The sequence below is a fragment of the Variovorax sp. AC103 genome (assembly GCF_979254005.1).
The window spans coordinates 136,260-147,522 of the sequence record NZ_CEEDFC010000021.1 but is presented as its reverse complement, the minus strand read 5'-3'; the positions used below and the strand labels follow the sequence as shown (position 1 = coordinate 147,522).

The 11,263-nt window shown below is 67.0% G+C and carries 11 protein-coding genes; 1 reads left to right on the top strand and 10 read right to left on the bottom strand.

Annotated features, from left to right (window positions below; translation table 11 throughout):
- Positions 1-268: 268 nt before the first annotated feature.
- Positions 269-898: a carbonic anhydrase gene (locus tag AC0IYU_RS26330; protein ID WP_472123069.1), complete on the top strand. Its 630-nt coding sequence runs from the start codon at positions 269-271 to the stop codon at positions 896-898.
- 58 nt (positions 899-956) lie between these two features.
- On the opposite strand, the gene AC0IYU_RS26325 is transcribed toward AC0IYU_RS26330, so the two are convergent.
- The 10 genes from AC0IYU_RS26325 to AC0IYU_RS26280 all read right to left on the bottom strand — a co-directional run bounded on the left by AC0IYU_RS26325 (position 957) and on the right by AC0IYU_RS26280 (position 11,263).
- Positions 957-1,385, bottom strand: a complete 429-nt coding sequence (locus tag AC0IYU_RS26325; protein ID WP_472123066.1) for a GNAT family N-acetyltransferase — start codon at positions 1,383-1,385, stop codon at positions 957-959.
- A gap of 273 nt (positions 1,386-1,658) precedes the next feature.
- A complete protein-coding gene (locus AC0IYU_RS26320) occupies positions 1,659-1,895 on the bottom strand; it encodes a hypothetical protein (protein ID WP_472123063.1) in 237 nt (78 codons plus the stop codon).
- Positions 1,896-2,269: 374 nt separating this feature from the next.
- Positions 2,270-3,160: an NAD(P)-dependent oxidoreductase gene (locus AC0IYU_RS26315; protein WP_472123060.1), complete on the bottom strand. Its 891-nt coding sequence runs from the start codon at positions 3,158-3,160 to the stop codon at positions 2,270-2,272.
- Positions 3,161-3,164: 4 nt separating this feature from the next.
- Positions 3,165-4,613: an aldehyde dehydrogenase family protein gene (locus AC0IYU_RS26310; RefSeq protein WP_472123057.1), complete on the bottom strand. Its 1,449-nt coding sequence runs from the start codon at positions 4,611-4,613 to the stop codon at positions 3,165-3,167.
- Between the two features lie 43 nt (positions 4,614-4,656).
- The gene (locus tag AC0IYU_RS26305; RefSeq protein WP_472123054.1) at positions 4,657-6,057 is read right to left on the bottom strand and encodes an amidase; all 1,401 of its coding nucleotides are present in this window, start codon (positions 6,055-6,057) and stop codon (positions 4,657-4,659) included.
- A gap of 4 nt (positions 6,058-6,061) precedes the next feature.
- On the bottom strand, positions 6,062-7,555 hold the full coding sequence (locus AC0IYU_RS26300; RefSeq protein ID WP_472123051.1) for an ABC transporter substrate-binding protein: 1,494 nt from the start codon (positions 7,553-7,555) through the stop codon (positions 6,062-6,064).
- Positions 7,556-7,601: 46 nt separating this feature from the next.
- Positions 7,602-8,420, bottom strand: coding sequence for an ATP-binding cassette domain-containing protein (locus AC0IYU_RS26295; RefSeq protein WP_472123048.1), 819 nt, complete (start codon positions 8,418-8,420; stop codon positions 7,602-7,604).
- Positions 8,417-9,433 carry an ABC transporter ATP-binding protein gene (locus AC0IYU_RS26290; RefSeq protein WP_472123045.1) on the bottom strand — a complete coding sequence of 339 codons (1,017 nt, stop codon included), beginning with the start codon at positions 9,431-9,433 and terminating at the stop codon, positions 8,417-8,419. The genes AC0IYU_RS26295 and AC0IYU_RS26290 overlap by 4 nt, the downstream gene beginning before the upstream one ends.
- A 7-nt stretch (positions 9,434-9,440) precedes the next feature.
- Positions 9,441-10,316: an ABC transporter permease gene (locus tag AC0IYU_RS26285; protein ID WP_472123042.1), complete on the bottom strand. Its 876-nt coding sequence runs from the start codon at positions 10,314-10,316 to the stop codon at positions 9,441-9,443.
- Positions 10,313-11,263, bottom strand: coding sequence for an ABC transporter permease (locus AC0IYU_RS26280; RefSeq protein WP_472123039.1), 951 nt, complete (start codon positions 11,261-11,263; stop codon positions 10,313-10,315). Before AC0IYU_RS26280 ends, AC0IYU_RS26285 begins: the two co-directional genes overlap by 4 nt.

The following is an 11,263-nucleotide window of genomic DNA, read 5'->3' as shown; positions in this document are numbered from 1 at the left end:
AAACCCCCACACGCGGAACAAGACCGTCGGATCGCTCGAGACGTCGTCAGAGCTCTGTAAACGCGATGCTTCGGCATACTGGATGCACCGCTGGAGTTTCCACACAGCCTCGGCCGCATTCTGCCGGAGACCGACGCCGTCCAGCAGGCCCGGGCGGCCGCCCGCTTCAGGTGTCGGTCTGCTCCGCCAGCTCCAGCGCGCGACGCACCTCGTGTTTGAACGCCGCACCCGCTCCTTGGTAAAATTCACCATCAGTTGGAGAGACTCGATGCGTGACGTTGTAGATGGATTCCTGCGGTTCCAGCGAGAGGTGTTTCCCACTCGCAGGGAACTCTTCCAGAAGCTCGCAACCAAGCAGGAGCCGACGACGCTGTTCATTTCCTGCTCGGACAGTCGCATGGTCCCTGAGCTGGTGACGCAGCGCGAGCCCGGCGATTTGTTCGTCATCCGCAACGCCGGCAACATCGTTCCCTCCTTCGGTCCGGAACCTGGGGGCGTGTCGGCAACGGTGGAATACGCAGTCGCCGCCTTGAAGGTCACCGACATTGTCATATGCGGCCACTCTGACTGCGGTGCGATGACAGCCGTTGCCACCTGCGCGTGTCTGGAGCACATGCCGGCGGTGAAGAACTGGCTTCGCTATGCGGACGCGGCCCGCATGATCAACGAGTCGAAGCACCACAACAGCGAGCGCGCGCGCGTCGACAGCATGGTGCGTGAGAACGTCATCGCACAGTTGAACAACCTGCGCACCCATCCTTCCGTGGCGCTCGCGCTGGCGCAAGGAAAGCTGACGATACACGGATGGGTGTACGACATCGAGTCCGGCTCCATCGTGGCCCTGGCACCCTCCGGCGATTCCTTCGTGCCGCTCGAGGACCACCCAGCGGCGCTCTAAGTCGAAAGCCCTTCGCCAACGACGGCTGTTGGCCGATGGGTGCCTTATGCAACCTTGTTCAGCAGGGGTCGCTCGCGCGCCGAACAAGCGCCATTCCAATCGACTTTGGTGCAGTGGCGGCAAACCCGAAGCCGGCGTATAGATTTTGGGCGAGTCCATCAGCAATGAGGCTCACGTACCCGCTTGCTGGCACGTTGGCTTCAACGTAGCTCATGATTTCACGCATGATGACCTTGCCGAGGCCCTTTCCCTGGTGCGAGGGAATGACCGCAATGTCTACAACCTGGTAGAAGCAACCCCCGTCGCCCACGACCCGGCCCATGCCGACAACCTCTCCATCGAAGACGACCTGAACGGAGAAGAGGCTCCCTTGCAGACCTCGACTCGCTGCTTCTTCGGTCTTTGAGCTCAGACCAGCTGCGGCTCGGAGCCGGCAGTAGACAGCGACAGAGGGAGCTTCGTTGCGAACCGAGTATGAATTTGTCATGCCGATGATGGCCTCTGTAGCGTCTCTAGAAGCGACTGCCTTGGTCGCGTTGTGCCGGCGAGGAAAACGGCCGGTTCTGGCTGATTCTGCGGCAGCCCGCAAAGGACCCTTGTGGCCGGCTGTAGCCACACGACCCATCAGCGCAGAAGACCGTGCGCTGTCTCGCGACAGCGGCCTTCAAGTGACGTGTTGACCCGCGTGTCGACGCTGTCCGATAGCCGCATCTGGGAATGGCCGCCGCACAACTGGGCATCGGCCGACCATCCCTTGCCATCATGGGAAGGTCAAGTCCAAACCGAGCATGCTGCTGAGGCCTAAGGTGAGAAGCGAGAGGCCCAGGAGCGACAGCACGAAGATTGCGGCCACCTTGCCGCCCGCGCGCAGCACCGCGCTCTGCTTCTCCTTGTGCTTCTTCCCTCGCTCATAGTGCCACTTGATGGCGAAGAACATGCCCGTGCCGAACACGAGAACCTTGAAAGCAATGAAGACGACAGGGACCCAATCCATCATTTTGAGTATTTCCAGACCATGACTTGACACTCGCTATTGTGACGAGCACTGGTCTGCAACCCGTCTGCAAGCAGACATCGAACGCAGCCACGCCAATCTCGGCCGGGGCCGACGCCCGCCCTGCGAAATCCCGCTTGCCTGCCCGTCTCAAGCGCACGCTCATCAGCGTGCCGGCGCATATCAACGACCTGTAGTCCGTCACAGCAATTGAACCGCCAACGCCACGGCAGCACTCACCGTGCGCAGGGCGTCGGGTGCTTCACGCAGCGAAATAAAGGAGGAGGGGCGAAGCCCCGGGGGACATTCGCGGAGGGAAGTACCCGGCGGCTTGTGCACGCGCCCTGAACAGAGGGGCGATGCACAGGGAAAAGAAATCAGCGCAGTGCTTCGACCAGATCGAGAACCATCCGGTCCCCACCAAACTTCTCGACACCTTGCGTCAGCAGCGCATCCACAGCCTGCGCAATGCCATGACTGGAAGAAGACTGCTCCGCCATGTCGTTGTAGTACCCCAGGTCCTTCTTCGCATTGGCCATAGAGAACTTCAGCGAATCGGTGCTGCCGGTGAGCAGCTTGGGCTTGACGCGTTCCAGCGCCACGCCGTTGCCGCCGCCCTTGGCCAGCACGTCGACGAACACATCGGGCTTCACGCCCGCGCGTTCGGCACACGCAGCCGCTTCGCACAGCAGCGCAACAGTACCCAGCGACACGAAGTTGTGCAGCAGCTTCATCGCGTGGCCCGCACCGGTGCCGCCCACGTGCGTGATGTTCTCGGCAAAGCAGCGCAGCAGCGGCAGGCAAGAGTCGAGCACGTCGGCATCGCCGCCCACCAGCAGGTTCAACCGGCCTTCGGCCGCTTCCTTCGCGGTGCGCGTCATCGGCGCATCGAGAAACTTGCCGCCCTTGGCGCCCACCGCCTCGGCCACCTTGGCGGTGGAGGCGGGCACGGCCGTCGAGCAGTCGATCACCACCGTGCCCGCGCGCAGCGTGCTCAGCGCGCCCTTGTCGCCCAGCATCACCGCCTCGACCTGCGGCGTACCCGTGACGCACAGGATGAGCACGTCGACCTGCGCGGCCAGCGCGGCCACGTCTTTCACCGACGTGGCGCCCGCCTTCAGCAGGCCGTCCATGGGCTGGTTGCCCGCATGCTCCAGCACCGTCAGCTGGTGGCCGTGCTTGACGATGTTGCTGGCGATGCCGTGGCCCATCAGGCCGACGCCGACGAGGCCCACGCGGCGTGGAGTTTGTTGTTCAGTGGTGGTCATGGTGTCATCCGTGCTTGATTGCGATCGTCTTGAGGGTCGTGAAGCCGAGCAGGGCCTCGAAGCCCTTCTCGCGGCCGAAACCGCTCGATTTCACGCCGCCGAAGGGCAGTTCTACACCACCCGCCGCACCGTAATTGTTCACGAAGACCTGGCCGCAGCGCAGCTTGTGCGCCATGCGCAGCTGGCGCGCGCCGTCGCGCGTCCACACGCCGGCCACCAGGCCGAAGTCCGTGCCGTTCGCCAGGCGCACCGCCTCGGCCTCGTCCTTGAACGGCATCACCGCCAGCACCGGGCCGAAGACCTCGCGCTGCGCCAAGTCGCTGTCGTGCGGCACATCGCGAAACAGCACCGCCTCCTGGTAGAAGCCGGTGGCCGACGCATTGGGCGACACCGTGCCGCGCGCGGCCACCTTCAGGCCGCTGGCCTCGGCGGTGGCGACCATGTCGCGCACCTGGCGGAACTGTTTTTCGTTGATGAGCGGGCCCATGTCCAGGTCTTCCGCCGGCGTGCCCGCCTTCACGGCCGCGAAGCGCTTGGCCAGCCGCTGCACCACCTCTTCATACACCGACTGCTCTACCAGCACGCGGCTGCCCGCCGAGCAGGTCTGCCCCGCGTTCTGGATGATGGCGTTCACCAGCACCGGCTCGGCCGCGTCCAGGTCGGCATCTGCGAACACGATCTGCGGCGACTTGCCGCCCAGCTCCAGCGTCACCGGGCAGTGGCGCTCGGCCGCGGCCAGGCCTACGCTGCGGCCGGTCATGGTCGAGCCCGTGAACGAGATGTGGTCGATGCCGGGGTGCGCGCACAGCGCCGCGCCGGCTTCCTTGCCGTAGCCCGTCACCACGTTGAGCGCGCCCGCCGGAAAGCCCACCTCGGTCGCGATCTCCGCCAGGCGCAGCAGCGAGAGGCTCGCGTCCTCGGCCGGCTTCACCACGCAGGCATTGCCCGCAGCCAGGGCCGCGCCCACGCTGCGGCCCGCGATCTGCATCGGGTAGTTCCAGGGCACGATGTGGCCCGTCACGCCGTGCGGGTTGCGCACCGTCAGCACGGTGTAGCCGCGCTCGTAGGGCAGGGTGTCGCCGTGCAGCTTGTCGCAGGCGCCGGCGTAGTACTCCATGTAGCGCGCCAGCGCGGTGGCGTCGTTGCGCGCCACGCGCAGCGCCTTGCCGGTGTCGCGGGCTTCGAGCTGCGCGAGCTCTTCGTGGTGCTCCAGCACGGCGGCGCCCAGCTTGGCGAGCAGCCGGCCGCGCTCCAGCGCGGTCGTCGCACCCCAGGGGCCGTCGAAGTTGTCGCCGATGGCCCGGCGCGCGGCGCGCACGGCGGCATCGACGTCGGCGGCCGTGCCGCGCGCGATCTCTCCGAATTTCTGGCCGTCGCTCGGGTCGATCACGTCGATGGTGGCGTTGCCTTCGGAGGGCGCGCGGCGCCCGTCGATGTAGTGGGTTGCGTTCATGTGTCTTGTCTCCTTGCGGTCGGCGTCATTGGACGCCGAGCTGTCATTTCGGTTCCGGCCAGGGTCTTTGCGCGTCGCGGATCTGCTCGAACGCACGGCTGAACTGCAGCACGCCCAGGTCGTCGAAGCGGCGCCCTGCAATCTGCAGGCCGATGGGCAGGCCCTCGGCCGAGTAGCCGCAGTTGATCGACGCGGCCGGCTGCTCCGACATGTTGTACGGCACCGTGAAGCCGATGTGCTCCAGCGGGCGCATCGGGTCGTTGGTAGGCGAGGCATGGTCGGCGGGCGCGGGCAGGTTCGGCGACACCGGCGACAGCACGAAGTCGTAGGCCTTGGTGGCGGCCACCGTGGCCGCGCGCGTGGCCACGAACTGGCTGTAGCCGTCGAAGACCTGGGCGCCCGAGAATCCGGCCGCGCTCTCGGCCCAGTCGCGGATGTACGGCAGGATCTTCGCGCGCTGCTCGGCAGTCATGGCCTGCATGTCGAGGCACGAGCGCATGCGCCAGAAGTGGTCCATGCCCTGCAGCATCGCCGGCGTCATGAAGGCCGGAATTTCTTCGATGTGCGCGCCCGCGGCCTCGATGCGCCTGGCGGCACGGCGAACGGCCTCGGCGATCTGCGGGTCCAGCGGCAGGCCGCAGCCCGCGTCCATGTGCAGCGCCACGCGCTTGCCGTTGAGAAACGACGGGTCGACCTCGAAGGCGTTCCAGTCGATGGTGGGCGCGGGCAGTTCCGAATAGTCACGGTCGTCGGGCTGCGCGACCGAGGCCATCATCAATGCGGAATCGGCCACGGTGCGCGTCATCGGGCCGGCGCAGCGGCCCATGTAGGGCGAGCTCAGCGGAATGCGCCCGAAGCTGGGCTTGAGCGTGTAGATGCCGCACCAGCTCGCCGGCAGGCGCAGCGAGCCGCCGATGTCGGTGCCCACGTGCAGCGGGCCGTAGCCCGCGGCGGCCGCCGCGCCGGCGCCCGCGCTGGAGCCGCCGGGCGTGCGCGACAGGTCCCACGGGTTGCGCGAAAGTTCATGAAAGCTCGACAGGCCCGACGACAGCATGCCCAGGTCGGGCATGGTGGTCTTGGCGACCAGCACCGTGCCGTCTTCCTTCAGGCGCGCGGCCGGGGGCGAGTCTTGCGTCTGCGGCACGAGCGCGTAGGCGGCGGTGCCCAGGGGCATCGGGTCGCCTTCGGTCGCGAGGTTGTCCTTGATGGTCACGGGCACGCCGTCGAGCGTGCCGCGCGGGGTGCCGGCCAGCCAGCGTGCCTCGGACGCGCGCGCCTGCTCGAGCGCGAGCTCGGGGCGGAACAGCCATGTCGCGTGCAGCTCGGGCTCATAGGCCGCGATGCGTTCGTTGACCGAACGCGTCACCTCCACCGGAGACAGCTCCTTGGCGGCGTAGGCGGCGTGCAGTTCCTGCACGCTCAGTGAATAAAGAGGCTTGGTCATTGCATCAGCTCCACGAAATGGCGGCCAGGTCGTTCACCACGATCGGCATGCTCGGCCACAGGCCCTTCACTTCCTTGCGCGCGATGGTCGGGAACACGGCCTGGTACAGGAAGCCGTTCACTGCATCGGTCGCCAGCTGGCGCTGCGCTTCGGCCAGCAGGTCGGCGCGGCGCTTCTTGTTCTCTTCGTTCTGGATGGTCACGAACAGGTCCCGGAACTTCTTCGAGTCGTAGCCCCAGTAGTAGTCGGGCTCGGTGTACTTCACCAGGTCGAAGGGCTCCACGTGGGCCACCATGGTCAGGTCGAAGTCGTGCGCGCCGCCGAAGGTGCTGTTGAGCCACTGCGCCCATTCGACGTTCTGGATCTTCACGTTGATGCCGATCTGCGCCAGCTGCGCCGCGATCATCTCGCCGCCCTGGCGTGCATACGAAGGCGGGGGCAGTTGCAGGCGCAGTTCGAGCGGTGTCTTCACGCCCGCCTCGGCCAGCAGCTTCTTCGCCTTCTCGATGTCGAAGGGGTTGATCGCCGTGGTGTCGATGAAGCCCGGCGCGCCCATGGCGTAGTGGCTGCCCAGCGGCTTGCCGAAGCCGTCCGCCGCGCCCTGGATGATCGCGTTGCGGTCGATGGCCGCCAGGATGGCGCGGCGCACGCGCACGTCGTCCAGCGGCTTCTTGCGGTTGTTGATGGTCAATATCACCTTGCCGCGCGTGCCCACCTCGATCACCTGGAAGCGCGGGTTGCCCTTGAACTGCGCCACCGAGCGCGTGCCCGCGCGCGGGAAGATGTCGATGTCGTTGGCCATCAGCGCGGCGGTCTGCGCCGCGGTGTCCGACATGAAGCGGAACACGAAGCGCTCGGTCTTCGCCAGGTTCGGGTCGCGGTAGGTGGGCGACTTCACCAGCGTGCACGAGGCGCCGCGTTGCCAGGCCGCGAGCTTGTACGGGCCGGTGCCCACGGGCGCGGTGGCGTTGGTGTCGGCGCTCTTGGGCTCGACCAGGCAAGCGGTCGACTGGCCCAGCATGAACGGCAGGTCGGGGTTGGGCAGCGTGCTGTTCACGCCCACGGTGTATTCGTCGAGCACCACGGTGCCGATCTCGCTGAAGAAGCGCTTGTCCTTGTTGGTGCTCTTGGCGCCGCCCGCGCGGTCGAACGAGAACTTCACCACCGCCGCGTTGAAGGGCTGGCCGTTCTCGAAGCGCACACCCTTGCGCAGCTTGAAGACGAAGGTCTTCATGTCGGGCGACGACGACCAGCTCTCGGCCAGCATCGGCGTGACGGAGCCGTCGGCGTTCACCTTGGTGAGCGTCTCGAAAATGTTGTATTGCGTGATCTCGGCAATGGCCGAGGCGGCGCCCGTGGTCGGGTCCAGGCCCGGCGGTTCGAGCGGCATGCCGATCGTCAGCGTGTTCTTGCCCGCCTGCGCGCGCGCCTGGGGCAGGAAGACACCCGGGATTGCCGCCGCCATGGCGGAAGTCATGAGTGTGCGTCGCTTCAACATTCGGTAGCTCCTGGAGGTGGGATGGAAAAGAGAGCGCCGGCCGCGGCTAGCGGGACGGCGTGTGCAGCACGGCGGACAGCAGCGTGCGCGTGTACTCGTGCTGCGCATGCGCGAACAGGTCGGCGGGGCGGCCGCGCTCCACGATGCGGCCCTTGAAGACCACGCAGACTTCGTCGCACAGGTGGTTGACCACCGCGAGGTCGTGGCTGATGAGCAGGTAGCTGATGCCGAACTGCTGCTGCAGGTCTTGCATGAGGTTGAGCACCTGGGCCTGCACCGACACGTCGAGCGCGCTCACCGGCTCGTCGGCCACGATGAGCTTGGGGCGCGTGATGAGCGCGCGCGCAATCGCGATGCGCTGTCGCTGGCCGCCCGAGAACTCGTGCGGGTACTTGTCCATGTCGGTGGTGCGCAGGCCCACTGCGGCGAGTGCTTCCGAAGCGCGCTCGCGCTGTTCGGCGCGGCTGGTTTCGGCCAGCGCCTCGAGCGGCTCGGCGACGATGCGCGCCACGGTCTGGCGCGGGTCGAGCGAGCCGTACGGGTCCTGGAACACCATCTGGAAGTCGCGGCGCGCGGTGCGCAGCTCGTTCTTCGACAACGTGTGCAGGTTGCGGCCTTCGAGCGACACGGAGCCCGAGGTGGGTGTGTCCAGCGCCATCACCAGCCGCGCGATGGTCGACTTGCCCGAGCCCGATTCGCCGACGATGCCCACGCTCTGGCCGGCCCGCACGTCGAAGCTCACGCCGTTGAGCGCCTTCACCGTGGGTGGCGGGCCGAAGAGCTTTTCGCGCGGCAGCGCGTAGTGGCGGTAGAGGTTGTTCACGGCCAGCAGGGGCTGGCCGGGGGTGGTCGTGGACTGGCTCATGCGGAGAGAACCGTGGTGGCGGCCTGGGCGGTCCTGGCCTCCAGGGATGCAATTTCACCCAGCCGCAGGCAGCGCACGGTGTGGTCGTTCGGCAGCAGCGTGGGTTGCGGCCGCGTGCTGTGGCACAGGTCGATGGTGTGGGCACAGCGCCCTGCGAAGGCGCAGCCGCGTGGCATGTCCACCAGCTCGGGCACGCTGCCGCGGATGGTGGGCAGCCGCCCGGCGCGCACGGCGCCGAGGGCAGGGCGGGCCGCGAACAGGCCGCGCGTGTAGGGGTGGGCGCGGCCGGCGAAGACCGTGTCGGTCGGCCCGCTTTCCACGGCGCTGCCGCCATACATCACGAGCATGCGTTGCACGCTGTTGGCGATCACGCCGAGGTCGTGCGAGATCAGGATCAGCGCCATGCCCATTTCCTTGACCAGGCCCTGGATCAAGTCGAGCACCTGCTTCTGGATGGTCACGTCGAGTGCGGTGGTGGGCTCGTCGGCAATCAGCAGGTCGGGGCCGCAGGCCAGCGCCATGGCGATGCCGATGCGCTGGCGCTGGCCGCCGGAGAACTGGTGCGGGTAGGCGTCGAGCCGCGAGGCCGCATCGGGAATGCCCACGCGGTCGAGCAGGCCCAGTGCTTCCTTGCGCGCCTGTGCTTTCGTCAGCCCGCGGTGCAGCTGCAGCGGCTCGCCGACCTGGCGTGCGATGGTGTGCACCGGGTTCAGCGCGGTCATTGGTTCTTGGAAGATCATGCCGATGCGGTTGCCGCGCACCTGGCACATCTGCTTCTCGGGCAGGCCGACGAGTTCCTGCCCGTCGAGCTTGATGCTGCCCGTGACCTTTGCGCTCGAGGGCAGCAGACCCATGAGCGACATCACGGTGATCGACTTGCCGCAGCCCGACTCACCGACGATGCCCAGCGTTTCGCCGCGCTCCAGCGAGAACGAAATGCCGCGCACGGCCTGCGCCGGCCCGCGCTGGGTCTGCAGGCCGATCTGGAGGTTGTTGACTTCGAGGAGGGGCATCGTGTTCTCAGCGTGCGCGGGCAAGGCGTGGGTCGAGCAAATCGCGCAACCCGTCGCCGAGCAGGTTCAGCCCCAGCACCGCGAGGGCGATCGCCATGCCGGGGAAAACGGCCAGCAGCGGCTGCTGGAACATGAGGGTCTGCGCCTCGCTGAGCATGCGGCCCCACGAAGGCTGCGGCGGCTGCGTGCCCAGGCCCAGGTAGGAGAGCGCGGCCTCCGCGAGGATGGCGATGGCGAAGCGGATGGTGATCTGCACGATCAGTACGGCCGAGATGTTCGGCAGCACGTGCTGCATGGTGATGGCGAACGGCCCCTTGCCGCAGGCGCGCGCCGCGGCCACGTACTCGCGCGACCAGATGGCGTTGGCCGATGCGCGCGTGATGCGCGCGAAGGTCGGGATGTTGTAGATGCCGATGGCCACGATGGCATTCACGATGCCCGCGCCGAACACGGCGGTCATCATGATGGCCGACAGGATTGCGGGAAACGCGAGCGTGAAGTCCGACAGGCGCATCACCGCTTCTTCGACCCAGCCGCGCTTGGCAGCCGCCAGCAGGCCCAGCGCCGTGCCGACCACTAGGCCGATGCCGACCGCGATCACGCCCACGAGGATGGACGCGCGCGCGCCCACCAGCAGCAGCGACCCCACGTCGCGACCGAATGCATCGGTGCCGAGCCAGTGCGATGCGGAGGGCGCCTGCATCTTGTTGGCCATGTCCATCGCATACGGCGACCACGGTGTCCACACGAAGGACACAAGTGCGGCAATGAGCAGCAGGGCGGCGAGCACGCCGCCGATGACGAAGCTGCGATGCTGCAGTGCACGGCGCCAGAAGCCCGGCACCTTGAGCGCGGCGGCGCTTGGAGCTGTGATCGCGTTCATATGTCGCTGGCCTTGATGCGCGGGTCGATCACGGCGTACAGCACGTCGACCACGAAGTTCACGATGACCACCATGGCCGCGAGCAGCATCACGCAGTTGCGCACCACGATGAGGTCGCGGTTGCTGATGGCCTGGAAGATGAGACGCCCGAGGCCCGGCAGGTAGAACACGTTCTCCACCACGATGGTGCCGGCCAGCAGCTCGGAGAACTGCATGCCCATGACGGTGATGACCGGGATCATGGCGTTGCGCAGCACGTGGGTCCACAGCACCATGCGCTGCGACACGCCCTTGGCACGCGCGGTGCGCACGAAGTCTTCGCGCATCACTTCGAGCACCGCCGAGCGCGTGATGCGCGCGAGGATCGCAGCCTGGACCACGGCGAGCGACAAGGCAGGCAGCAACAACGACTTGATGCCCGCGAAGAAGCCTTCGCCCCAGCCCTCGAAGCCGCCGGCGGAGAACCACTGCAGCTGCACCGAGAACACGAGGATCAGAAGAATCGCGAACCAGAAATTGGGAATGGCGATGCCGACCTGGGCCATGCCCATGAGGCCGACGTCACCCAGCTTGTTGTGGCGCGCGGCGGCGGTGACGCCGACCAGCAGCGCGATCACGACCGTGAGCACCATCGCCATCATGGCGAGCGGCACGGTGAGCGCCAGGCGTTCGAGGATGAGGTCGAGCACGGGCGAGCTGTAGGCGTAGCTGTCGCCGAGGTTGCCGGTGAGCAGGCCGGCGATCCAGTGCCAGTAGCGCGTCCACGCGGGCAGGTCGAGGCCGAGCTTGGTGGCCAGGGCCGCCACGGCCTCTGGCGAGGCATCGGGGCCCATGAGCATCTGCGCGGCGTTGCCGGGCAGGATCTCGAGGACGAGGAAAACGATGACCGAGGCGCCGACCAGCGTGCCGATCAGCGTCAGCGTGCGCTTCAGCAGGAACAGGCCCAT